The following is a 24,178-nucleotide window of genomic DNA, read 5'->3' as shown; positions in this document are numbered from 1 at the left end:
CGTCCCTGTCAGGTGATCCCTTGTCCGAGCCGTTGTCCGCTCGCCCGTCTGCTACGCCTCTGCGCCCTTCGGCTTGTCCGGGGTTGTTGCGTATCGTGCCGGCGCTGGATGGCGGGATCTGCCGGATCAAGTTGCCGGGCGGTGTCATCACGACCAGTCAGGCGTTGGCGGTGGCCGATGCTGCCGAGGGTTTTGCCGGCGGCGTGATCGAGGCGACCAATCGGGGCAATCTGCAGATTCGTGGCATCGGGGCCGATCATGACGGCTTGATCGCAGCCCTGCTCGATGCGGGCCTGGGCCCGAAAAATCCTGCCAGCGATGACGTTCGTAACCTGATGCTCAGCCCTGCTGCTGGCGTCGATCCGCAGCAGTTGTTCGATGCTCGGCCGCTTGCTGCGCAGATTCTGCACTCGCTGGAGAATCACCCCCGTTTTCACGAGCTGTCGGCCAAGTTCGCCCTGTCGCTGGACGCAGGCGAAGGCCTGGCGATGCTCGAACATCCGCACGATTTGTGGCTGTCTGCATTGCAGGTCGAGGGCGATACGCTGCTGGGCTTCGGCCTGGCCGGTTGTCCTGCCAGGGATTCGCCGCTGGCTGCGGTGCCGGTTGCGGCAGGCCATGAGTTGGTGGTCGCCGTGCTTGAGCTGTTCCTTGACCGTGCCCGGCCCGATCAGGCGCGTATGCGGCATCTGTTGCAGGAAGTCTCTGTCGAGCAGTTGCTCGCAGATCTGGCTTCGCGGCTGTCGGTGCCGTTGATGACCGGCCCTGCCGTCACTACTCGCAAGCGAGCGCCCGACAAGGCCAATGCGCATATCGGCGTTTACCCTCAGGTGCAGGCCGATCTGGCCTGTGTCGGTGGTGTCGTGCCTTTGGGCCGTTTGACGCCGTCCATGTTGCGCGGTGCCGCGAGGCTTGCCGAGGAACTGGGCGACGGCGCGCTGGTGATGACACCTTGGCAGAGCCTGATGCTGCGCAATGTGCCCACCGCTCGGGTCGCGCTGGCGCTTGAGGGTCTGGCCCTCGCAGGCCTGTTGGTCCATGCCGGCCAGGCCCTGGCGCAGGTGATCGCCTGTACCGGTTCCGCTGCGTGCGCAAAGGGCCTGGCCGACACCAAGGCCGACGCGCTGCAACTGGCCGACTGTCTGCAAGGACATTCGGTGGTCCGGGCTGTACACCTTTCCGGTTGCGAGCGCTCCTGCGCCGCTGCCCATACCGCGCCGATCACCCTGCTTGCGGTGAGCGCCGGGCGTTACGACCTTTATTTTCACCACGCAGACGCGCCGGGTTTCGGCCAGTTGCGTGGGCGAGACCTCACTATTGAAGCAGTCGGTGCGTTGTTGACCGCCGACTCACGGAGCAACACCGATGATTGATTACATCCGCGACGGCCAGGAGATCTATCGCAACTCCTTCGCGATCATTCGCGCCGAAGCCAACCTCGACAGGATCCCGCCCGATCTGGAAAAGCTCGCCGTGCGGGTGATTCACGCCTGCGGCATGGTCGATGCGGTCGACGGCCTGCGGTTCTCCCCTGGCGCGGGTACTGCGGGGCGCCAGGCGCTGGCCGCCGGCGCGCCGATCCTGTGTGACGCGCACATGGTCGCCGAGGGCGTGACCCGCGCCCGTCTGCCGGCCAACAATCAGGTGATCTGCACCCTCAAGAACGAAGGCGTGCCGGCGCTCGCCCAGGAGCTGGGCAACACCCGTTCGGCGGCGGCGCTGGAGCTGTGGCGCCCGCATCTGGAAGGTGCGGTGGTGGTGATCGGCAACGCGCCGACGGCGCTGTTCTACCTGCTGGAAATGATCGACGCCGGTGCGCCCAAGCCCGCGCTGATTCTTGGCTTCCCGGTGGGCTTTGTTGGCGCGGCCGAGTCCAAGGACATGCTCGCTGCCGACAGCCGTGGCGTGCCGTACGTCATCATGCAGGGCCGTCGCGGCGGCAGCGCGATGGCGGCTGCGGCGGTCAACGCACTGGCCACGGAGGTCGAATGATGCAGGCTCGTGGTCGTCTGATCGGGTTGGGCGTCGGGCCCGGGGATCCGGAACTCATTACCGTCAAGGCGCTGCGCCTGTTGCGCGAGTCGCCGGTGGTGGCCTACTTCGTCGCCAAGGGCAAGAAAGGCAACGCCTTCGGCATCATCGAAGGACACTTGCAGGACGCGCAAACCCTGATGCCGCTGGTGTACCCGGTCACCACCGAGGTGTTGCCCGAGCCGATGTCCTACGAGCAGATCATCAGTGATTTCTACGACACCGCCAGCCTGGACGTGGCCGCGCACCTGGATGCCGGGCGCGACGTGGCGGTGATCTGTGAAGGCGATCCGTTCTTCTACGGCTCCTACATGTACCTGCACGATCGCCTCGCCGAGCGCTACGAGGCCCAGGTGATTCCGGGCGTCTGCTCGATGCTGGGTGGCGCTTCGGTGCTCGGTGCGCCGCTGGTGTATCGCAACCAGAGCCTGTCGGTGCTGTCTGGCGTGCTCTCGGCTGACGAACTCAAGCGCAAGCTGGTGGACGCCGATGCCGCGGTCATCATGAAGCTGGGGCGCAACCTGCCCAAGGTGCGTCAGGTGCTGGTGGACGCTGGCCTGGCAGAGCGCGCGCTGTACGTGGAGCGCGCGACCATGAGCAATCAGAAGATCGTGCCGCTGGCCGAGGTCGATCCGACCTCTTCGCCCTACTTCTCGCTGATCATCGTTCCCGGTGAAAGGTGGCAGGGCTGATGGGGGCTTCGAACATGAGAGCGCCGGCCATCGTCATTCTGGGCAAGGGCGCGCTGGCGACGGCGCGAAGGATTCAGCAGATCTACCCACAGGCGTTGATTCACGGCCTGGCCGAGCGCGTCGAAGGGGCGGATCGCAGCTATGCCGATTTCGGTGCAACCCTGCGCCAGTTGTACCAGCAGGACACACCGATCATCGCCCTGTGCGCTGCGGGCATCGTCATTCGCACGCTGGCGCCGGTGTTGCTGGAGAAGGGCGCCGAGCCGCCGGTGCTGGCCGTGGCCGAAGATGGCAGCGCCGTGGTGCCGCTGCTCGGCGGGTTGGGCGGGGTCAATGTCATGGCCCGGGAAATCGCCGCAGGGCTTGATACTGCGCCAGCCATTACCACCAGCGGCGAGCTGCGCTTTGGCACCTGCCTGCTCAACCCACCGGCCGGCTACGCGCTGGGCGACCTGGAGCTGGGCAAGCGCTTCGTCTCCGATCTGCTGTCTGGCGAGAGCGTGCGCATCGAAGGTGCCGCGCCGTGGCTGGCCCAGGCGCAACTGCCTGAAAGCGATCAGGCGCAACTGGCGATTCACGTGGGCTACGCCGAGCGCGAGCCCTCAGCCCATGAGCTGCTGATCTACCCGCGCAATGTGCTGGTGGCGGTGGACGGCACGCTGGAGAACCTGGCGCAGGTGGTCCGGGCCACCCTGCACGATTCACGCATCGCCGTGCAGGCGCTAGCCTGCCTGCTGGCGAGCGAGGAGCACATGGCCGACCCGGCATTGCGCGCTGCGGCTGAAGACTTGGGCGTGCCCATGCGCTTCACCGCTGCGGCATCGGCGAGCGAGATGGCGCAGCAGGCTTTGCCGCAGTTGCTGTTGCCGATCACGCCAGTCGAAGGCGTTGCGATTGCTGTCGGTCAGCAGCCTCTGGACATCGAGCAGATCGGACGCCCCCGTGGGCGACTGGCCGTTATCGGCCTGGGCCCGGGTGCTGCCGAGTTCATGATTCCTGCGGTCAAGGCTGAACTGGCCCGCGCCAATGACGTACTGGGTTACGAAACCTATGTGCGCATGGCCGGACCTTTCCGCCCGGACCAGGTGCTGCATTGCACCGACAACCGTGAAGAGATGCAGCGCGCCCGGCACGCCTTCGAACTGGCTGCCCAAGGTCGTTCGGTGGTGGTGGTATCGTCCGGGGACCCCGGGGTATTCGCCATGGCCGCTGCAGTGCTCGAAGCGCTGCATGAATCGGACAACCCGCAATGGCACACAGTCGATCTGGAGATATTGCCCGGCGTTTCAGCCTCGCTGGCAACGGCCGCTCAGGCGGGCGCGCCGCTGGGGCATGACTTCTGCGTGATGTCGCTCTCGGACAATCTCAAGCCCTGGGACATCATCGAAAAGCGTCTGGACCTGGCCTGTCAGGCTGACCTGGCGCTGGCCTTCTACAACCCGATTTCCCGCTCTCGCCCTTGGCAACTTGGCCGTGCGCTGGAAATCGTGCGTCAGCATCGTTCCCCTGAAACACCCGTGACGCTGGGGCGTGACATCGGTCGTCCGGGCCAGACGCTACGGGTCGTCACCCTGGGTGAGCTCACGCCGGAGACGGTCGACATGCGCACCATGGTGCTGGTGGGGTCTTCGCTGACCTGCGTGTTCCCCCGCGCCGACGGCACTGCGTGGGTCTACACGCCAAGGTGGTACGGCGCCAAGCCTGCGAAGTGATGTCAGCCCGGCAGCAGGTAGCCCTTGATGCCGGTAAAGATGATCTGCGCGGCCAGGGCACAGACGAACAGCCCCATCAACCGGCTGACGATCTGCAGGCCCTGGTCGCCCAGGATTCGCTCGATGCTGTTGGACAGGTAAAGCACCACGCCAACGGTGAAGCTGGCCAGGGCAATGCTGACGATCGCCGTGAGCTTGTCATCCCAGTGCGGCTGGCTGACGCCCATGACCAGCAAGGCGCCGATGGTGCCGGGGCCGACAGTGATCGGGATGGTCAGGGGGACGATGGCGACATCCTGTTGCACATTGTCGGTCTGAACCCCTGACTTGCCCTGGGCCATGCCCAGCGCCGAAATGAACAGCACACTGCCCGCGCCAATGCGGAAGGCATCGGCGGTGATGCCGAACACGCCGAAGATCACTCGCCCGAACAGGTACAGCAGCACGCTGGACACCAGCGTCGCGAAGGCGATCTTCCAGGCCAGGTAGCGGCGTTCCTTGCGCGAATAACCGCGGCTCAGGCTGATGAAGCAGGAGAGGACGAAGAACGGGCTATAGAGCACCAGCATCTTCAGGTAAACGCTGAACAGCACATGCAGCATGGTATCGGCTCTTGGCGGCAGACTCGGGACGGGGCAAGTCTATCAGGCGCCGCGCTTGAGGGCGGTGTCAGTTTTGCTGGTAGCGGTCCTGGTCATCCGAGGCGATGCCTGCCTGCTGCAGGGCTCGCTGCTCGACCCAGTATTCGACCAGCTCGCGCAGCTGCGACAGTTCGACCGGTTTGGACATGTGCCCGTCCATGCCTGACTGGCGGGCGCGATCCTTGTGCTCGGCCAAGATATGCGCGGTCAACGCCACCACCGGCGTGCGCACCCGCTGATTGCCCATCTCCCAGGCGCGCAGTTGCTGGGTCGCCGAGAAGCCGTCGAGGATCGGCATTTCGCAGTCCATCAGCACCAGGTCATAGCGCTGGGCCTTCATGGCGCGCAAGGCTTCCTCGCCATTGCTGGCCGTGTCGGGTTGCAGGTTGAGCTTGCCCAGCATGCCGCGAATCACCTTGGTGGAGATGCTGTTGTCTTCGGCCACCAGAATGCGGAAGTCGCTGGGCACGTCGATTTCGGGGATCAGGTTCGGTGCCGGCGGAAACGGCGCCTGCCCCTTGTTGCGCTGGTTCAGTTCGTCAGCCAGCGTGGTCTTGAGGGTGTAGCCCGCCACCGGTTTGGCCAGGATCCGCTTGACCCCGGCGTTGCGCGCGATGACCTTGCTCGGCGCGTTGCTGATGCCGGTGAGCATGATCAGCAGGATGTCATGATTAAGGCTCGGGTCTTCCTTGATCTTGGCGGCCAGTTGCATGCCGGTCATGCCGGGCATGTTCTGGTCGAGCAGGACGATGTCGAAGTAGTCACGCAGGTGCGCCTTGGTGCGCAACAGCGCCAGCGCTTCCTTGCCCGATGGCACGGCGCTGACGTTCAGACCCCAGGCGCTGCACTGCTGCACGAGCACCTTGCGACAGGTGTCGTTGTCGTCGACCACCAGCACCCGCGCGCCCTTGAGCGGGCTGTCCAGATCCGACGGCGGCTGTTCGAGGCGCTCCGGGTCCAGCGGCAGGCTCAGCCACAGGGTGCTGCCCTGATTGCTGCCGCTCTGGATGCCGAATTCGCCATTCATCAACAGGATCAACTGGCGGGCGATCACCAGGCCCAGGTGTCCGCCCACCTTGCTGGCAGCGAGAAAGTTCTTGCTGTGCAGTTCGGCGTGCAGCAGCGCATCGCGTTCCTTGGGCGTCAGCGGCGTGCCGCTGTCCTGCACGGCGATGCGCAGCCGGGGTTTGCCGCCCCGCGAGTCGAGCGCCACCACCAGCAGGATTTCGCCCTCGTCGGTCTTCTTCAGGGCGTTTTCCAGAAGACTCAGCAGCGTCTGGCGCAGGCGCGTAGGGTCGCCGCTGATGACCCGAGGTACCTGCGGCTGGATGAAACTGATCAGCTCCACGCTCTGCTGCTCGGCCTTGGCGCGAAAGATGTTCAGGCAGTCTTCGATCATCGCGTTGAGGTCGAACTGCACGTCGTCCAGTTCGATCTGCCCGGATTCGAGCTTGGTGATGTCGAGAATTTCGTTGATCAGCGTCAGCAGTTCATTGCCGGCGCTGTGAATGGTCTGCACATAATCGCGCTGCTTGACCGACAGCGGGGTGCCCAGCAGCAGCTCGGTCATGCCGAGTACGCCGTTCATGGGGGTGCGGATTTCGTGGCTGATCTTGGCCAGGAACTCGGCCTTGGCGTTGATCTCGGCGGTGCTGGCGGCAAGCTCGCGGCTGATGCTGAAGTTGTCTTCGGTGATGCTGCGATGCCGTTCGCTCAGGGCGATACTCATCAGCAGCCCGCACAGGCAGAACATGCCCAGCACCGCGATGATGAGGGTCTGCGCGGGTATGGTGGTCAGCCAGAGCATAGCGGGCAGGATCACCAGATTGCCCATGTTGAAGACGATCATGGCAATGACGAACGGACGCGCCGGCGCGTAGCCTTTCTGCAGGTGATAGATCGAGACCAGCGTGATGGTCAGCGTCGTCAGCGCCACCAGCAGGAAGGTCAGGATGTTCAGCGGCAGGGTGTTGACGAACAGCACCAGCAGCCCGCCAAAGCCGACCACCAGCAGCACGCTCATCAGCAATCGGTTGAGCGACTCTACCCCCCGCTGAATGAAGAAACAGTAGGTGTAGATCAGGCCCGTGGCGGCCGCGAGCAACAGCGCCAGGTGCGCGCTCGGGGTTTGTGCCAGGTGCCAGTGAGGCAGCCAGGGCGCCTGCAGGTTGAGCAGGAGCAGCGCACTGAGCCCCAGAAACGCCTCGCAGGCGGCAAGCCACAGGCTGCTGACCGAGCGTGACTGGGCGTAGCGGGTGATGTTCTGCACGATCAGCATGATCAGTGAGCCGAAGAACAACCCCAGCAAAAGCGGGCGACGCTCATCGGCGGCAACATCCACGGCTGCTTCCAGCGAGATGTTGGGGCGCAGTTCCTGTTCGGACTTGAGCCGCAGATACAGGTCCAGCGGCCGCTCGCTCTGGGGCACGGGCAGCAGGAAGTCGATGGAAGGCAAGGGTTGCGCGGCGCGCGGGACCTTGTTGCCGGAGCGCGAATGGTCCACGAGGTTCTCGCCGTCCAGCACGTACATGTCCACCGTGGCCAGGTCAGGGGCGAAGATGCGCACCAGCTGTTCGTGGTCGGTGGGGGCGAGGCGGTAATGCAGCCACAACGCGGAGTCGCGATTGATGGCGCGAACCTGGTCGAGTTCGACCGGGCTGAACTGGGAATCGTAATGGGGGGAGCGAATGTCGCTGAGCTGAAGGTTGGCCTGATCGTCGACAAGCGTCGACCAGCCTGCACTGACCTCGGCGTTTGCCGTGGGTACACAGAGCAGTGTCATCATCGTGATGATCAAACAAGTGGCAATCCTGAGCCAGCGCACGGCGAAATCCCTTCGTGAATGAAGCCAGTTTACTCTGGGGCGGCACAGGATGATCGGGCAGCCATCCAGGGGATGACTGCCCGGCCTGGACTTACTCCAGATGTTCGCCGCGTTCCCGGGCAATGGCACGGTAGCCAATGTCCTTGCGGTAGAAACAGCCTTGCCAGTCAATCTTTGCAGCCAGTTCGTACGCGTGTTTCTGTGCATCGCCTACGCTGTCGCCCAGCGCGGTCGCACAGAGCACACGACCACCGGAAGTGACCACCTGGCCATCTTTCAGTGCGGTACCGGCGTGGAACACCTTGCCCGGCAGGCTCGCTGCTACGTCCAGGCCGTCGATCGCCGAGCCCTTGGCGTAGTCGCCAGGGTAACCGCCGGCGGCCAGCACGATGCCCAGGCTCGGACGCGGATCCCACTGGGCTTCCACTTTATCCAGAGCTTGCGCCAATGCAGCCTCGACCAGCAAGACCAGGCTCGATTGCAGGCGCAGCATCACCGGTTGGGTTTCCGGATCGCCGAAGCGGCAGTTGAACTCGATGACTTTCGGGTTCCCGGCCTTGTCGATCATCAGACCAGCATAGAGGAAACCGGTATAAACGTTACCTTCCTCGGCCATGCCCCGGACAGTCGGCCAGATGACCTGGTCCATCACGCGCTGGTGCACGTCGGCAGTGACCACTGGCGCCGGGGAATAAGCGCCCATGCCGCCGGTGTTCGGGCCGCTGTCGCCGTCGCCGACTCGCTTGTGGTCCTGGCTTGTGGCCATTGGCAGCACGTTCTTGCCGTCGACCATGACGATGAAGCTGGCTTCTTCGCCGTCGAGGAATTCCTCGATGACCACGCGCGAACCGGCATCACCGAAGGCGTTGCCAGCGAGCATGTCGCGCACGGCTTCTTCGGCTTCGGCCAGGGTCATGGCGACGATCACGCCTTTACCGGCAGCCAGGCCGTCGGCCTTGATGACGATCGGTGCGCCTTTCTCTTGCAGGTAGGCCAGGGCCGGCTCGATCTCGGTGAAGTTCTGGTAATCGGCAGTCGGAATCTTGTGACGCGCCAGGAAGTCCTTGGTGAAGGCTTTCGAACCTTCCAGTTGCGCTGCGCCCTTGGTCGGACCGAAGCAGTCCAGGCCACGGGAGCGGAACAGGTCGACCACGCCCGCCACCAGCGGCACTTCTGGACCGACGATGGTCAGCGAAACGTTCTTCTCGGCGAAGTCGGCCAGTTGCTCAAGGGCCAGCACGTCGATAGCGACGTTCTCGCACTTGGCCTCGATGGCGGTACCGGCGTTACCCGGCGCGACGAAAACCTTCTGCACGCGAGGATCCTGCGCGACCTTCCAGGCCAGCGCGTGTTCACGGCCACCGCTGCCGATGATGAGTACGTTCATGTCTAAAACCTCGATGACGCTAATTCTGTGGGTGTCGCCTTGTATCTGCGGTGCGCAGACCCTGTAGGAGTGAGCTTGCTCGCGATAGGACCGTACAGCCGATGCACATTCAGCGTCTGGCACATCGCATCGCGAGCAAGCTCACTCCTACAGGAGATGGCGTGCAATCCGACAGCCGCGTGTATTCACGCGGCTGACGTCGTATTAATGCCTAAAGTGACGCATGCCGGTGAACACCATTGCGATACCAGCTTCGTCAGCGGCAGCAATCACTTCAGCATCACGCATCGAACCACCTGGCTGGATCACCGCAGTGATACCGACCTTGGCCGCGTTGTCCAGGCCGTCGCGGAACGGGAAGAACGCGTCCGATGCCATCACCGAACCTGCCACTTGCAGGCCAGCATGCTCGGCCTTGATTGCAGCGATGCGTGCGGAGTTCACGCGGCTCATCTGGCCGGCGCCGACACCGATGGTCTGGCGGTTCTTGGCGTAGACGATGGCGTTGGACTTGACGTACTTGGCCACTTTCCAGGCGAAGATCAGGTCGTTGATTTCCTGTTCGGTCGGGGCGCGCTTGGTCACGACTTTCAGGTCATCGGCGCTGATCATGCCGATATCGCGGCTCTGTACCAGCAGGCCGCCGTTGACGCGCTTGTAGTCCCACGCCGGGGCGCGGTCGGCAGCCCACTGGCCGCTGGTCAGCAGGCGCACGTTGGCTTTGGCGGCAACAATGCCCTGGGCTTCGGCGCTGACGCTTGGGGCGATGATGACTTCGACGAACTGGCGCTCGACGATGGCTTTCGCCGTCTCGGCGTCCAGTTCGCGGTTGAAGGCGATGATGCCGCCAAATGCCGATTCGCTGTCAGTGGCGTAGGCCAGCTCGTAGGCCTGGCGAATGCCGCCTTCGGCGTCCGGGCTTACGGCCACGCCGCACGGGTTGGCGTGCTTGACGATGACGCAGGCTGGCTTGACGAAGCTCTTCACGCATTCCAGCGCGGCGTCGGTGTCGGCCACGTTGTTGTAGGACAGCTCTTTACCCTGCAGTTGGGTCGCGGTGGCGATGCCCACTTCGGCAGGCTTGGCTTCCACGTAGAACGCCGCGCTCTGGTGCGGGTTCTCGCCGTAGCGCATTTCCTGGGCCTTGATGAACTGGGTGTTGAAGGTGCGCGGAAACTCGCTGCGGCCTTCGGTGGACAGGGTCTCGGCGCTCTGGTCGACGCTGCCCAGGTAGTTGGCGATCATGCCGTCGTAGGCGGCGGTGTGCTCGAACGCCTTGAGCATCAGGTCAAAGCGCTGGGCATAGGTCAGGCCGCCGGCTTTCAGGCTTTCCAGCACCTGGCCGTAGTCGCTGGCGTTGACCACGATGGCCACGTCCTTATGGTTTTTCGCTGCCGAACGGACCATGGTCGGGCCGCCGATGTCGATGTTTTCGATAGCGGTCGGCAGGTCGCAACCTGGCTTGGAAACAGTGGCTTCGAACGGGTAGAGGTTCACCGCGACCAGGTCGATCGGCTTGATGCCGTGCTCGGCCATGATGGCGTCGTCGGTGCCGCGACGGCCCAGGATGCCGCCGTGGATTTTCGGGTGCAGGGTCTTGACCCGGCCGTCCATCATTTCTGCGAAGCCTGTGTAGTCCGCGACTTCTACCGCTGCAACGCCGTTGTCCTTGAGCAGCTTGAAGGTGCCGCCAGTGGACAGGATCTCGACGCCCAGGGCTTCGAGTTCACGGGCGAATTCAAGGATGCCGGTCTTGTCGGAAACGCTGATCAAGGCGCGGCGGATCGGCAGGCGGGTAGTCTGGTCGGTCATCTCAACTTCCATTATCAATTCAGCAAAAAAAACGACCGCAGGGAATGAGGTCGCTTTTTGTGTTTTGGATGCTTACAGCAGGTCGTACTGCTTGAGTTTCTTGCGCAAGGTGCCACGGTTCAGGCCCAGCAGCTCGGACGCCTTCGTCTGGTTGCCCTTGACGTAGTTCATCACGCACTCGAGCAACGGGGCTTCGACTTCCGAGAGCACCAGGTTGTAGACATCGGTGACGGCAGCACCTTCAAGGTGAGCGAAATAATTGTGCAGCGCCTTTTCGACGCTTCCGCGCAGGGTCTGACCCTCTTCGCTTGGCGTGTTGAGGTGCTGTTTCAAATTGACGTTGTCGCTCACGGGTGTTGTTCCACTCACTAAAGTCTCTGTCATCATCGTCATGCGGCCACCTCTTGTTCGGTCCCTGACTGCGGGCTTTTTATGCGTTCGGCAAAGAATTCCCGAACGTTGGCGCACTGTGCTTCCGTATCTTCCAAACGATTGAAAAGGGCGCGAAACTCCCTGGCGCCCGGCAAGGTTGCGAGATACCAGCCGACGTGCTTGCGGGCGATTCGCACGCCCATCACGTCGCCATAGAACGTATGAAGTGCTGCCAGATGCTCTAGCAGAATGCGTTCCACTTCATGCAGCGCAAGCGCAGGGAGTTTTTCCCCGGTGCGCAGGTAGTGTTCTATCTCGCGAAAAATCCATGGGCGCCCTTGGGCAGCCCGGCCAATCAACAGTCCGTCGGCGCCGGTCGCGTGCAGCACGTGCCGGGCTTTCTCGGGTGAATCGATATCGCCATTGGCGAACACCGGGATCGACACCGCCTGCTTGATCGCAGCGATGGTGTCGTACTCGGCTTCACCGGTGTAGAGGTCCGCACGGGTCCGTCCGTGAACCGCCAGCGCCTGGATGCCGGCTTGTTCGGCGATACGGGCGACTGTCAGACCATTCTTGTTCGCCCGGTCCCAGCCGGTGCGAATCTTCAAGGTGACCGGTACCTCGACTGCCGCGACCACCGCGTGCAGGATTTCGGTCACCAGCTGTTCATCTTTCAACAGCGCTGACCCTGCGGCCTTGTTACAGACCTTCTTTGCCGGACAGCCCATGTTGATGTCGATGATCTGCGCGCCAAGTTCGACGTTGGCACGTGCTGCATCCGCAAGCATCTGCGGATCTCCACCGGCGATCTGCACCGAGCGCGGCTCGGGATCACCTTCGTGGATCATGCGCAACCGCGATTTGCGGCTGTTCCACAGGCTCATGTCACTGGTGACCATTTCCGACACCACCAGGCCGGCGCCGAGTTGGCGGCACAGCTGGCGGAAAGGCTGGTCGGTGACGCCCGCCATGGGGGCGAGGATCAAGCCGTTCTGCAATGTATATGGGCCGATGCGTACCGCCGACATAGGGTGACCTGTTGTGGGGCCGTATCACGAGGTCGGGTCCGAAAAGTGCTTGCCCATCAGGTATGGCACTTTTCAGACAGGACCCGGAGTATGAAAAAGGGTTGGCATGATACCCGCTCTCGATGACCGGATAAAGGCTGAATTGGATAAAATCTGAACAGTTGCTTTTTTATCGCGAACGGTAAGGTGCAGGTTCGCGCTGTCATTAAACTGTCGTCGGATTATCGACCGCTCTGTGCCGCATATCAGTGCATTTGCAATGCTGCTGCGGGGAGGGCGGTTCAGCCGGGTCCGTTCTGGAGTTTACTCCGGAGAGCGGAAACTCAAACTGTAATTCACAGCCTTGGGACCTGGGTCCAGAATGTCCAGCGCGATGTGGATAGGCGTCTGGGGCGGCATTTCGTCCTTGCCGGCCAGTTCTCCGGAGAGATATTCGCCTGGCTTGAACCGACGACTGGCAATCAACTGACCGCCGGTGTCGGCAAAGCGCAATTCCAGCAACGGGAAAGGTTGGGAAAACGACGCGCGGTTGTAGATGATCGCATCCACCACCAGCGCCCCCTGGAACTCAGGATGGGTGCGGACCACCAGGTTGCTGCTTTTCAGCAGCTTGATGTCCACCCGGGAGGGGACTTTGCACCCCACTTGTGGGCACAGTTCCTGGAACCAGGGGCGGTACTGGTCCTGGCGGGCCAGTTCGTCGAAGTGATACCAGACGTACTGGCCGACCAATGCGCCCAGAGCGATCAGCACCAGCAACAGCCAGAGCATCCGGCGGCCCCAGCGTGGCTTGGGCTTCTGCCAGGACAGTTGCAGCGGGTCGTCCATCAGATCATGCAGGGCCGGGTCGCGCAGGGCAGGTTCGCTGCGAGCGCGCTTGCCGTGATTGTGGCGGCGGTCGTCCTCGTCATCGTCGTCCAGGTCGTCGTGATCGCGATGGCGCTGATCCTCGTCACCGTCGAGCGCCGAAAACCGCTCGCCGCGGTGTTCGTGATCGTGATGCGCGTGGTGCTCGTGATGTTCCTCGTCATGGCGCGAATCGGCGCTCAGGCGTTGCCCGTGCGCCGGCTCGTCGTCCAGATCCACCGGTGCCATCGACAGCGAAGGCTCGGTGCGGTGGTCATCGTCCTGATCGACATCCTCGTTAGCCGTCTCGGTCAGCAGCGCCGGCTCGTCCCGTTCGTCGTTGCCCTCGTAGGTGGCTTCGGCGCGCAACTCGGGCAACTGGCTGACATCGTCGTCGCTCAGGCCGTGGTCCCACTTCTCACCGCTGACTTGCGGTTCGTCCCGGCTGGCGCTGAATGACTCGACCCGCTCGTGCTCATGCTCGGTGGGGTGACCTGCGCGGCCAAAGGATTCAGGCAGTTGAATCTCCCGCTGCTCCAGGCGCGCCAGTTCCACGTCAAGATCGTCCAGATCCAGGCTGTCGAGATCGACGGGGGCCTTCTCCCGTTTCGCGGGTACAGGCACCGGTACGGGCAACTGCTCGTGCGGGGCGACAGTTGGCGCGGACTCCGCCGGAAGCTCGATGACCCTTGGCGCAGCCTCGGGCAACTGTGCAGCGATTTCCTCGGCACGCTGCTCCAGCAGCTGTTTTGCCGCGTTGAACACTTGCAGGCAGGAGCCACAGCGAACCATGCCGCGGGCCACGCTCAGTTGAGCGTGACTGACGCGGAAGCTGGTCTGGCAGTGGGGGCACTGGGTGACGAAACTGTCGGTCATTCGGGTATCCGGAGAGTAGAGCGCCTGAAAACTGGGGGAGTGTCAGCGACGACGGCCGGTGATCCGCACCCAGCCGTCGCGGTTGGCGATCGGGTCCAGGTCGAATGTGTCGGCGTAGGCAGCGGCCACTTCATCGCCTTGCTCGGCAAGAATGCCGGACAACGCCAGGCGTCCACCGGGTTTGACCAAGCTTGCGAGCACAGGTGCCAGCGAAACCAGCGGTCCTGCCAGAATATTAGCCACCAATACGTCGGCCGGCTCTTTTGGCAGATCTTCGGGCAGGTAGAGCGGGAATTTCTCGGCCGGCACATTGTTGCGCCCGGCGTTGTCGCGGGAGGCTTCCAGCGCCTGTACGTCGATGTCGGTGCCCACGGCGTGCTTTGCGCCCAGCAGCAACGCGGCGATGGCCAGGATGCCCGAGCCGCAGCCGAAGTCCAGGACGTTGGCGTCGTACAGGTCCTGGCCGTCGAGCCATTCCAGGCACAGGGCGGTAGTGGGGTGGGTACCGGTGCCGAACGCCAGGCCCGGGTCGAGCAGCAGGTTGACCGCATCAGGCTCCGGCGCTGCGTGCCAGCTCGGCACGATCCACAGGCGCTGGCCAAAGCGCATTGGCTGAAAGTTGTCCATCCAGCTGCGTTCCCAATCCTGGTCTTCGATCACTTCGTGGGAGTGCTCCGGCAGCTCGGCGCCGGTCAGAAGCTTGAGGTGGTTGAGCGCCATGTCGGCGTCGGTGTCGGCCTCGAACAGAGCCAGCAGGTGGGTGTGCGACCACAGCGGCGTGGTGTTGAGTTCCGGTTCGAAGATGGGCTGGTCTTCAGCGTCCATGAACGTCACGGACACGGCGCCGACTTCAAGAAGCGCGTCTTCGTAGGTTTCGGCTTGTTCTGGGCTGATGGCGAGACGGACTTGCAGCCAAGGCATGGCGGATTACCTTCGAATAGAAAAAATGACAGGCGGCGCAAATGCCGCGAAAGACCGGCAAGTTTACGGGGTTCGGGGGGAAACAACAAAGAGCAGGCGCAGTGTCCCGTTGTAGGAGCGCGCTTGCCCGCGACCGTGGGGTGTCTGACGCCAATGATGGTGCGTGTGCCGGCGTTGTCGCGGGCAAGCGCGCTCCTACAGGAGTCACCTGGACGCCAGAAACAACAAAGCCGCTCGAAAGCGGCCTTGTTGGTCTGCAACATTTACTGACGGATCAGTGTTTCTCACCGGCCAGCTTGTGTTCCAGGTAGTGAATGTTGACGCCGCCTTTGCAGAAGCTTTCGTCGCGGGTCAGTTCACGGTGCAGCGGGATGTTGGTCTTGATGCCATCGACCACGATTTCGTCCAGGGCATTGCGCATGCGAGCCATGGCTTCATCGCGGGTTGCGCCCCAGGTGATCAGCTTGCCGATCAGCGAGTCGTAGTTCGGTGGAACCGCATAACCGCTGTACAGGTGCGAATCGACGCGAACGCCGTTGCCGCCTGGTGCGTGGAAATGCTTGACCGTGCCAGGGCTTGGCATGAAGGTCTTCGGGTCTTCGGCGTTGATACGGCATTCCAGCGCGTGACCGTGGATCTTCACGTCGTCCTGGGTGAACGACAATTTGTTGCCAGCGGCGATGCTCAGCATCTCCTTGACGATGTCGATACCGGTGACCATTTCCGAAACCGGGTGCTCGACCTGAACGCGGGTGTTCATTTCGATGAAATAGAACGCGCCGTTTTCGTACAGGAATTCGAACGTACCGGCACCGCGGTAACCGATGTCGATGCACGCCTTGACGCAGCGAGCCAGCACTTCCTGGCGCGCTTTTTCGTCGATGCCAGGCGCCGGCGCTTCTTCAAGCACCTTCTGGTGACGGCGTTGCAGCGAGCAGTCACGGTCGCCCAGATGGATCGCCTGGCCCTGGCCGTCGGACAGCACCTGAACTTCCACGTGACGCGGGTTGGTCAGGAACTTCTCCAGGTAGACCATCGGGTTGCCGAAGGCTGCACCGGCTTCCGAACGGGTCAGCTTGGCCGACGAGATCAGGTCTTCTTCCTTGTGCACCACGCGCATGCCGCGACCACCGCCGCCGCCAGCGGCCTTGATGATCACCGGGTAACCGACTTCGCGGCCAATGCGCAGGGCTTCTTCTTCGTCTTCAGGCAGCGGGCCGTCAGAACCTGGAACGGTTGGCACGCCTGCCTTGATCATGGCGTCCTTGGCCGACACCTTGTCGCCCATCAGGCGAATGGTCTCGGCGTTCGGGCCGATGAAGGCAAAGCCGGATTTCTCGACCTGTTCGGCGAAGTCGGCGTTTTCGGCCAGGAAGCCGTAGCCAGGGTGGATCGCCGTGGCGCCGGTGACTTCCGCTGCCGCGATGATCGCCGGGATGTGCAGGTAGGACTGCGCAGCCGATGCCGGACCGATGCAAACGGATTCGTCAGCCAGGCCCAGGTGCATCAGTTCTTTGTCGGCCTTGGAGTAGACGGCGACAGTCTTGATGTCCAGTTCCTTGCAAGCGCGCAGGATTCGCAGAGCGATTTCACCGCGGTTGGCGATCAGGACTTTTTCCAGCTTCGCAGGTTTCAACATCATTGGCTCCTCGCGGTTCAAACGATGGTGAACAGCGGCTGGTCGAATTCAACCGGCTGGCCATCTTCAACGAGGATGGACTCGATCACACCGCTGGTTTCAGCTTCGATGTGGTTCATCATTTTCATCGCTTCGACGATGCACAGGGTGTCGCCTTTCTTCACGGTCTGGCCAACTTCAACGAAGGCTGGCGAGGTAGGCGAAGCCTTGCGGTAGAAGGTACCGACCATTGGCGAGCGGGCAACGGTGCCGTTCAGTTTTGGCGCGGAAGCTTCTGCCGGGGCAGCTGCTGCAGGCGCGGCGGCTGGAGCAGGGGCTGCGGCCGGAGCGGCCATTGGAGCTGGCGCGTAGTACTGCTGTGCCGGGGTCTTGCTGTGGCGGCTGATCCGTACGGATTCTTCGCCTTCTTTGATTTCCAGTTCGTCAATGCCGGACTCTTCCAGCAGTTCGATCAGTTTCTTGACTTTACGGATATCCATTAATCATCAACTCCCAGGGGACGGTCAGGGGTATTGGGTAGCCGGTTCGGGCTATGTGGCTCAGTGCGAAACTGCGCCGTTCATGCCTTCGAACGGGTGGCCAGTTGTTCCAGGGCAGCCTCCAGGGCCAGTCGGTATCCGCTGGCGCCAAGGCCGCAGATCACTCCTACAGCGACATCTGAAAAGTAGGAGTGATGGCGGAAAGGTTCGCGCTTGTGCACGTTCGACAGGTGCACTTCGATGAATGGGATGCTCACTCCAAGCAGCGCGTCACGTATTGCGACACTTGTGTGAGTGAAAGCAGCCGGATTGATCAGGATGAAGTCCACGCCTTCGTCGCGTGCTGCGTGAATGCGGTCGATCAACTCGTACTCGGCATTGCTCTGCAGATACATCAGATGGTGACCGGCTTCGCGCGCACGCTTTTCCAGGTCCTGGTTGATATCGGCCAACGTGACCGCGCCGTAGATGCCCGGCTCGCGGGTGCCCAGCAGGTTCAGGTTAGGTCCGTGGAGAACCAGAAAAGTCGCCATCGTGTGTCCTTGGTTAGGTGCGTTGTCGACGCTCATACACAGGTATGAGCCGTTGATGCGCAGCGACTATGCCGGAAAGCGCAATGGACTGTCCAGTTACCGACAATACCTAGCACGATGACCGATGTTCGCGCAAAGTTTGTGACTATGCAGCTAAATTTGGTCATTTGCTCTAGTTATGTGCTCAGAGAAGCCCTCAACGTCGATTTCGCCGACGACACGCGCATTTGTCAGCTCGTTCCCGTCTTTTCCGAAGAACAGCAGCGCCGGGGGACCGAACAATTTGTAGCGATCGAGCAAGGCGCGCTGTTCGGCGCCGCTGGCCGTCATGTCGAAACGAATCAACCGGAACCCCTTGAGTTGGCTGACAATTTTCGGATCTGGCAGAACCTGGTGCTCGATCACCTTGCAGCTGATGCACCAGTCGGCATACCAGTCGACGAGCACCGGTTGGCCTGTGTTGCCCGATGTTTCCAGAATCCGGTCCAGCTCGCTGGCATCGGTCACGGTTTGCCAGGCAGATGCCTCGCTACCGCCTTGCCGGGCCAGTTGCGCGTTTTGCGAGCCGCCCAGTGGCCGTAGCGGATCGGTCTGCCCGCCGAGGCCGCCGAACCAGCAGCACAGAGCGTAGACCAACAACAGAATGCCGAGCAGTTGATTGAGCCGCCCGCGGGTGGATTTCTCGACGAACTCCAGCGCGCCGAGAAACAGCGCAACGCCGGCCCAGAGCGCGCCGATCAGCATCAGGGTCAGTTGCCCGGGAATCACCCGGCTCAACAGGCCGATGGCCAGCGCCAGCAGCAACACGCCGATGATGTTCTTCACCGTCACCAGCCAAGGGCCGCTTTTCGGCAGCCAGGCCGCGCCGCCTGTTGCCACCAGCACCAGGGGCGCACCCATGCCCAGTCCGAGCACGAACAGCTTCAAGGCGCCGCCCAATGCATCGCCGCTGGCACTTATATAAAGCAAGGCACCGGCCAGCGGCGCAGACACGCAGGGCGACACCACCAGGCTGGAAACGGCGCCCAGCACCGCAGCGCCCCATAACGAGCCGCCCTGGGTGTTGCCGGCAATGCGTTCGAGCCGGTCGTTGAGCGCCCGAGGCAGGCGCAGCTCGAAGACGCCGAACATGGCGATGGCGAACACCACGAAGAACAGCGAAAACGGCACCAGCACCCAGGCCGATTGCAACCGTGCCTGCAAATTGAGGCTGGCGCCGAACATGCCCATCAGGGCGCCGAGCAGGGCGAAACAGATCGCCATGGGCAGCACGTAGGCCAGTGACAGCGAGAAGCCGCGCATGCCGCCCACTTGCCCGCGCAGAACCACGCCGGAGAGGATTGGCAGCATCGGCAGCACGCAAGGCGTGAAGGTCAGGCCGACGCCTGCGAGGAAGAACAGCGCCAGTTGTTTCCAGCTGAAAGCGGCTTTGGTGACGCCGGGTTCGCCTGTGGCCGTGGCGCCGGGGGCGCCGCCATCGATCTTCAAGCGCTCGGTTTCGGGCGGGTAGCACAGGCCCTTGTCGGCGCAGCCCTGGTAGGTCACGACCAGGGTGAAGGCGCGATTATCGCCTATCTTGCGCGGCAGGGTGACGTCGAGAATGCCGTGGTACACCTCGACGTCGCCGAAGTACTCGTCGTGCTTCTTTTCCCCATCAGGCAATTGCGCGGCACCGAGGCCGATGTCGGCAGGCTCGGTGCGAAATTGAAAGCGGTGGCGATAGAGGTAATAGCCTTCGGTCGCGACGAATTGCAGCTTGATCGCCTCGGGCGTCGAGTCGATCAGGTTGAGCTGGAAGGCCTGGCGAACCGGCAGGAAATCCTTGCTGTTATCGACTGCGGCACTGCCCAGCCCGCCGGCGGGGCGATTGTCCAGCAGACTGGCGCTGAAGGCGGGCAGGGCAAAGGTCAGCAGTATCAGAAAAAGCAGGCGGCGCATGGCGATCTCGCATCTCGAACATGCGCGCATCATAACGGACATGACGCGATCCGTAGCAGCACGGCTTGCCGGCGGGATCGATCATCAGTACGCCCCCGCCGGCAAGCCGTGCTGCTACGGGATGGTTGCCATCGTCTCCATCTTCGCTTTCGCGATCTCATCGCGCGCTGAATGCACCTGATTGCGCCCGGCCTTCTTCGCGCGGTACAGCGCGTCGTCCGCGTGGGAGGCCATGAGCAGTGCGTCGTCGTGTTCACCCAGTTCGACCACGCCTGCGCTGAAGGTACAGAACAGGTCTGCTGGCTGGGCGGGGTAGTGGATTTCGGCGAAGCGGCGACGGATTTCGTCGAGTACGCTGTGGGCTGCCGCCAGATCGGTATCGGGCATGACCACCGCAAACTCTTCGCCGCCGTAACGGCCGATGTAGTCGGTCTTGCGCAGGCGTTGCTTGAGAAACAGCGCCAGGCTCTTGATGACGCGGTCGCCCATGGGGTGGCCGTGGGTGTCGTTGACCTTCTTGAAGTGGTCGATGTCGAGCATGACGAAACTCAGCGGCTTGTTCTCGCGGCGTGCGCGGAAGCTGCAGTCTTCGAGCAGTTGCAGGATGTGGGTGTGGTTGTACAGCCCGGTCAGGCTGTCGCGCACCATCCGCGCCTTGAGGTTGCGCGCCCGGGCCGCGCGGTTGCGCACGGTAGTGATCAGGTGCCGAGGCTTGATCGGTTTGGTCAGGAAGTCATCGCCGCCTTCGCTCATCGCATCCAGCTGTTTATCCAGATCGTCCTCGGCAGACAGGTAAATGATCGGCACGCTGACGTATCGGTCGTTGTGGCGGATTACCTTCGCCAGCTCCGTACCGGTGCAGCCAGGCATGTACATGTCGAGGATGATCAGGTCGGGCTGGAATTCGGCCAGCTCCGACATGGTCTTGATGGGGTCGAACAACGTGCGTGTGACGATCCCGGCGCTATTGAGCAGCCGCTCGGTGTGGGTGGCCTGGGCGCGGGAGTCATCGATGATGAGCACCTTGTAGGGTTCGTACTGCGCCACCCGGGTCAGGATCTCGATCTTTTCCAGCAGGCTCGACGCTTCCAGGGTGCCCGTGAGGAATTCCTCGCCACCGGCACGCACCGCCGCCAGGCGGGTGGGCGTATCGGTTTCGTGATGGCTGAAGAACAGCAGCGGCAGCTTCTGCTCCAGGCCTTCCTGCATCTTGGCCGCCAGTTTCAGCCCTTCGCCGATCCCGCCGAAGTCCACGTCCATCACCACCGCCGCCGGCAGGCGCTCGGCCAGGGTCGCGTGGAAGGCCTGGACCGTGTTCAGCGCCTGGGCGCTCAATCCAAAGAACTCAAGCTGCTTGGCCAGCCGCTCGCCGCGATCGTGATCCTGCAGCATCACGTAGATGGGCTTGCGCAGGGGCGGCAGGGAGGTGTGTTCCAGACGGTCGCCGTGGCGCAGGCCGGTACGTGACAGGCGTTGCATCAAGCGGTTGAGGTCGGTAATCAGGGCGCTGCTCAGTCGGCCACGGTTGGCGTGGACCTCTTCCAGCGAGCGGTTGATGCCGCGCGCCAGTTGCGCATGCTCGGCCTGTTCGAAGCGTTCGGCAAAACGCAGCAGGCGCTGGTTGGCGTCGCTGAGTTCTTCCATGTCAGCAACCGACCATTCGCTTTGCTGCAAGCGCTGCCACACCTCCAGGATCTGCCTGGCCTGGTGGATGACGCGTTGGGCGAAGTGGTGTTTGAGACGGTCTGGGCTCGAATCTTCTGGCTCGGTCATGTCCTGACTACTTATCGGGGAAACCCTGATACAAATGCTGGCGCTATGCTAGCACTACTTTTATGACGCAAGTGCGCCGCAAGTCATTTAGTTGTCATTTTTTCAGGGTTTTTTTGCGTCAAATTTTCACCGCTCAAGCGTGTTGAGGCGATGGATTTTCAGTGGCCAAAGATTCACGTCGCGACCGGCCAGTCAGGGTTTTCCCGATGCATGCACAGGGCATGGTGCCGAAGGATGGCGCAGACGGACCACTGGATTACGCAAATGGACCATCCCTCGCGTTCCTGCCAAACGCACCTTGCTGTAAGGTTGCGGTCCTAAGCACTGAATTCCGTGATTGAAAGGACAAGGCCATGCTGGATTGGAAGAAGCGCTCGGACACTGCGGGCGGGGGCGAGCGCGTAGACGGGAAACCTGTGGGCAAGGCACCTCGTGCCGCGCGCGGGTATTGGAGCGGGCTGCTGTTCAGCCGGGCGGTGGGCGCGGTGGTGGCGATCTACCTGCTGGTGACCGTCGTCCTGGGCATCTGGTGGAGCAGCGAGCCGGCCTTGTTTCCGGTCCAGCAGCAGGCCCAGGCGGCCGCCGAGCGTGACGGCAAGCCGATGGTGATTGGCTACACCACCGTCGAGACCCTCAAGACTGTCGTCTCGACCCTGCTCGACAAGCCGGGCGGCTACATTTCCAACGACCGCTTCCCGCCAGGCCTGTGGATGGACAACATGCCGAGCTGGGAATACGGCGTGCTGGTCCAGGTGCGTGACCTGACCCGCGCCCTGCGCAAGGACTTCGCCCGCTCCCAGTCGCAGTCGGCCGAAGACGGCGATCTGGGCCGCGCCGAGCCGCTGTTCAACTTCGACAACAAGAGCTGGATCCTGCCGTCGAGCGAATCCCAGTACCGCGACGGTATCGCTGCCCTGACCCGTTATCAGGCGCGTCTGTCCGATCCGAACCAGCGCGGCGCGCTGTTCTATACCCGTGCCGACAACCTGAACAACTGGCTGGGTGATGTCGGGACCCGCCTGGGCTCGCTGTCGCAGCGCCTGTCGGCCAGCGTCGGTCGGGTCAAGCTCAACAGCACCCTGAAGACCGAAGCCCAGTCCACGGTGACCGTGAAGCCGGGTGAAGTGCCGCAGGTAGACGAAGAAATCGTCGAAACCCCGTGGATGCAGATCGACAACGTGTTCTATGAAGCGCGCGGTCAGGCCTGGGCGCTGTCCCTGCTGCTGCGGGCCATCGAAGTCGATTTCGCCGATGTACTGGCCAAGAAGAACGCCACCGTCAGCGTGCGTCAGATCATCCGTGAGCTGGAGGCCTCGCAGGAACCGATGTGGAGCCCGTTGATCCTCAACGGCAGCCCATACGGCGTGTTCGCCAACCACTCGCTGGTCATGGCCAACTACCTGTCCCGCGCCAACGCCGCAGTCATCGACCTGCGCCAGTTGTTGTCGCAGGGTTGATCGGTGGCCGTCTCTGAAAACGAAGTCGCGCATCGCGCGGCTTCCGATGCCGAGCAGATCGCCTGGGTCGATCGTCAGGATCAACTGCTGGGTTCGATGCCGCGGGCCGAATTGCGCGAGCGCGGCCTGATCGGGCGGGGCACCTATATCCTGCTGTTCAATTCCGCCGGTGAGCTGTGCGTGCATCGGCGCACCCTGAGCAAGGCCATCTACCCGGGCTACTGGGACGTGGCGGCGGGTGGCATGGTCCAGGCCGATGAAAGCTATGAGCTGTCGGCGACGCGGGAGTTGGAAGAGGAGCTGGGGGTGGCTGGCGTCGAGCTGACCGCCCATGAGCAGTTTTTCTTCGATCAGCCGGACAACCGTCTGTGGTGCGCAGTCTTCTCCGCCGTCTGGGACGGGCCCTTGAAACTGCAACCTGAAGAGGTGCTCGAAGCGCGTTTCATCAGCATCGATCAGGTCCTGCGCGAAACCGCCGAGAAGCCTTATTGCCCGGACTCTCTGGCTGCGTTGAAGCGCTATCTGGGCGACGTCGCAAAACGCCCGTAAATTGGCGCATATTTGCACTTAGCAGCAGCGCTTTTTGCCGTTACACTGCGCGACTTTTCAAGCCGGACTGTCTTCACGGTCCGGTAGCGCTGCCCCTGCCTGAGTGGGGCTTCGCGGTCGGCTCCCGTCGGCTAGACTTTGGTCCTCAAGAAGAGGATTGCCCGTGGCCAAAAAAGCCGCATCCTTCGCTGCCCTCGGCGGCCTGGTATTTTCCACCGACGCAGGACGGCACTGTCCCGAATGCCGTCAGCCTGTCGATGCCTGCATCTGCAAGAAATCGGTTATCCCCGAAGGTGATGGCATTGCCCGCGTTCGTCGCGAGAGCAAGGGCCGTGGCGGCAAGACCGTCACCACCATCACCGGCGTGCCGCTGCCTGAAGATGCACTCAAGGAACTGGCGACTACGCTCAAACGTCGTTGCGGAACCGGTGGTGCGCTCAAGGATGGCGTGATCGAGATTCAGGGCGATCACGTCGAGACGCTGCTGGCAGAACTGGTCAAGCAGGGCTTCAAGGCAAAAAAGTCCGGCGGCTGAGTCGCCACTTTTCGCTCTTGGGCTCATGCCTGGCATTGCCCCTTCGGTCTGGCATTCACGTTCAAAACAAACTCCGGTCTGCACGTTGGGTCTATTACCCACAGCAGGCGGGTGCCAAACCGTCATTTGC

The 24,178-nt window shown here is 62.6% G+C and carries 20 protein-coding genes; 7 read left to right on the top strand and 13 right to left on the bottom strand.

Going from position 1 to position 24,178, the window contains the following annotated elements; genetic code table 11:
* Positions 1-20 precede the first annotated feature (20 nt).
* The 4 genes from cobG to cobJ are packed head-to-tail and all read left to right on the top strand — an operon-like array spanning position 21 to position 4,435.
* Positions 21-1,373 carry a precorrin-3B synthase gene (gene cobG, locus ACIPO9_RS16090; RefSeq protein ID WP_400782031.1) on the top strand — a complete coding sequence of 451 codons (1,353 nt, stop codon included), beginning with the start codon at positions 21-23 and terminating at the stop codon, positions 1,371-1,373.
* The gene (locus tag ACIPO9_RS16085; protein WP_400782028.1) at positions 1,366-1,992 is read left to right on the top strand and encodes a precorrin-8X methylmutase; all 627 of its coding nucleotides are present in this window, start codon (positions 1,366-1,368) and stop codon (positions 1,990-1,992) included. The genes cobG and ACIPO9_RS16085 overlap by 8 nt, the downstream gene beginning before the upstream one ends.
* Positions 1,989-2,723 (top strand): precorrin-2 C(20)-methyltransferase, encoded by a 735-nt coding sequence (locus ACIPO9_RS16080; RefSeq protein ID WP_400782025.1) that lies wholly within the window; start codon positions 1,989-1,991, stop codon positions 2,721-2,723. Before ACIPO9_RS16085 ends, ACIPO9_RS16080 begins: the two co-directional genes overlap by 4 nt.
* Positions 2,723-4,435 (top strand): precorrin-3B C(17)-methyltransferase, encoded by a 1,713-nt coding sequence (gene cobJ, locus ACIPO9_RS16075; RefSeq protein ID WP_400782022.1) that lies wholly within the window; start codon positions 2,723-2,725, stop codon positions 4,433-4,435. The genes ACIPO9_RS16080 and cobJ overlap by 1 nt, the downstream gene beginning before the upstream one ends.
* Positions 4,436-4,437: 2 nt before the next feature.
* Here the strand turns inward: cobJ and ACIPO9_RS16070 are convergent, their stop codons facing one another.
* The 13 genes from ACIPO9_RS16070 to ACIPO9_RS16010 all read right to left on the bottom strand — a co-directional run bounded on the left by ACIPO9_RS16070 (position 4,438) and on the right by ACIPO9_RS16010 (position 21,507).
* Complete coding sequence (locus tag ACIPO9_RS16070) at positions 4,438-5,037, bottom strand: MarC family protein (protein WP_274134073.1); 600 nt, start codon at positions 5,035-5,037, stop codon at positions 4,438-4,440.
* A 67-nt stretch (positions 5,038-5,104) separates the two neighbouring features.
* Positions 5,105-7,900, bottom strand: coding sequence for a response regulator (locus tag ACIPO9_RS16065; protein ID WP_400782019.1), 2,796 nt, complete (start codon positions 7,898-7,900; stop codon positions 5,105-5,107).
* A 91-nt stretch (positions 7,901-7,991) separates the two neighbouring features.
* Positions 7,992-9,287, bottom strand: a complete 1,296-nt coding sequence (purD, locus tag ACIPO9_RS16060; RefSeq protein ID WP_400782016.1) for a phosphoribosylamine--glycine ligase — start codon at positions 9,285-9,287, stop codon at positions 7,992-7,994.
* Positions 9,288-9,491: 204 nt separating this feature from the next.
* The gene (gene purH, locus ACIPO9_RS16055) at positions 9,492-11,099 is read right to left on the bottom strand and encodes a bifunctional phosphoribosylaminoimidazolecarboxamide formyltransferase/IMP cyclohydrolase (RefSeq protein ID WP_400782013.1); all 1,608 of its coding nucleotides are present in this window, start codon (positions 11,097-11,099) and stop codon (positions 9,492-9,494) included.
* Between the two features lie 72 nt (positions 11,100-11,171).
* Positions 11,172-11,492 (bottom strand): DNA-binding transcriptional regulator Fis, encoded by a 321-nt coding sequence (fis, locus tag ACIPO9_RS16050; RefSeq protein WP_007907419.1) that lies wholly within the window; start codon positions 11,490-11,492, stop codon positions 11,172-11,174.
* A complete protein-coding gene (gene dusB, locus ACIPO9_RS16045) occupies positions 11,489-12,502 on the bottom strand; it encodes a tRNA dihydrouridine synthase DusB (RefSeq protein WP_400605454.1) in 1,014 nt (337 codons plus the stop codon). The genes fis and dusB overlap by 4 nt, the downstream gene beginning before the upstream one ends.
* Positions 12,503-12,805: 303 nt before the next feature.
* On the bottom strand, positions 12,806-14,224 hold the full coding sequence (locus ACIPO9_RS16040) for a DUF3426 domain-containing protein (RefSeq protein ID WP_400782011.1): 1,419 nt from the start codon (positions 14,222-14,224) through the stop codon (positions 12,806-12,808).
* Between the two features lie 42 nt (positions 14,225-14,266).
* Positions 14,267-15,145, bottom strand: a complete 879-nt coding sequence (gene prmA / locus ACIPO9_RS16035; protein WP_400782008.1) for a 50S ribosomal protein L11 methyltransferase — start codon at positions 15,143-15,145, stop codon at positions 14,267-14,269.
* Positions 15,146-15,419: 274 nt separating this feature from the next.
* Complete coding sequence (gene accC, locus ACIPO9_RS16030; protein ID WP_274134080.1) at positions 15,420-16,784, bottom strand: acetyl-CoA carboxylase biotin carboxylase subunit; 1,365 nt, start codon at positions 16,782-16,784, stop codon at positions 15,420-15,422.
* A 17-nt stretch (positions 16,785-16,801) separates the two neighbouring features.
* Positions 16,802-17,263 (bottom strand): acetyl-CoA carboxylase biotin carboxyl carrier protein, encoded by a 462-nt coding sequence (accB, locus tag ACIPO9_RS16025; protein ID WP_274134081.1) that lies wholly within the window; start codon positions 17,261-17,263, stop codon positions 16,802-16,804.
* A gap of 80 nt (positions 17,264-17,343) precedes the next feature.
* Positions 17,344-17,796, bottom strand: a complete 453-nt coding sequence (gene aroQ, locus ACIPO9_RS16020; RefSeq protein WP_274134136.1) for a type II 3-dehydroquinate dehydratase — start codon at positions 17,794-17,796, stop codon at positions 17,344-17,346.
* 153 nt (positions 17,797-17,949) lie between these two features.
* On the bottom strand, positions 17,950-19,734 hold the full coding sequence (locus tag ACIPO9_RS16015; protein ID WP_400782006.1) for a protein-disulfide reductase DsbD: 1,785 nt from the start codon (positions 19,732-19,734) through the stop codon (positions 17,950-17,952).
* Positions 19,735-19,848: 114 nt separating this feature from the next.
* Positions 19,849-21,507: a PleD family two-component system response regulator gene (locus ACIPO9_RS16010; protein ID WP_274134083.1), complete on the bottom strand. Its 1,659-nt coding sequence runs from the start codon at positions 21,505-21,507 to the stop codon at positions 19,849-19,851.
* Positions 21,508-21,860: 353 nt separating this feature from the next.
* Here ACIPO9_RS16010 and ACIPO9_RS16005 point away from each other — a divergent pair, with 353 nt between their 5' ends.
* The 3 genes from ACIPO9_RS16005 to ACIPO9_RS15995 all read left to right on the top strand — a co-directional run bounded on the left by ACIPO9_RS16005 (position 21,861) and on the right by ACIPO9_RS15995 (position 24,048).
* A complete protein-coding gene (locus ACIPO9_RS16005; protein ID WP_274134084.1) occupies positions 21,861-22,964 on the top strand; it encodes a DUF2333 family protein in 1,104 nt (367 codons plus the stop codon).
* A 3-nt stretch (positions 22,965-22,967) separates the two neighbouring features.
* Positions 22,968-23,513 (top strand): NUDIX hydrolase, encoded by a 546-nt coding sequence (locus ACIPO9_RS16000; RefSeq protein ID WP_400782003.1) that lies wholly within the window; start codon positions 22,968-22,970, stop codon positions 23,511-23,513.
* Between the two features lie 163 nt (positions 23,514-23,676).
* Positions 23,677-24,048, top strand: coding sequence for a translation initiation factor Sui1 (locus ACIPO9_RS15995; RefSeq protein ID WP_274134086.1), 372 nt, complete (start codon positions 23,677-23,679; stop codon positions 24,046-24,048).
* Positions 24,049-24,178: the final 130 nt, after the last annotated feature.

This window comes from Pseudomonas sp. NPDC090203 (assembly GCF_044746765.1).
In the GTDB taxonomy this organism is placed as follows: Bacteria; Pseudomonadota; Gammaproteobacteria; order Pseudomonadales; family Pseudomonadaceae; genus Aquipseudomonas; species Aquipseudomonas putida_AD.
Note: the sequence above shows the minus strand (reverse complement) of the source record. Positions and strands in the feature narration are given on the sequence as shown.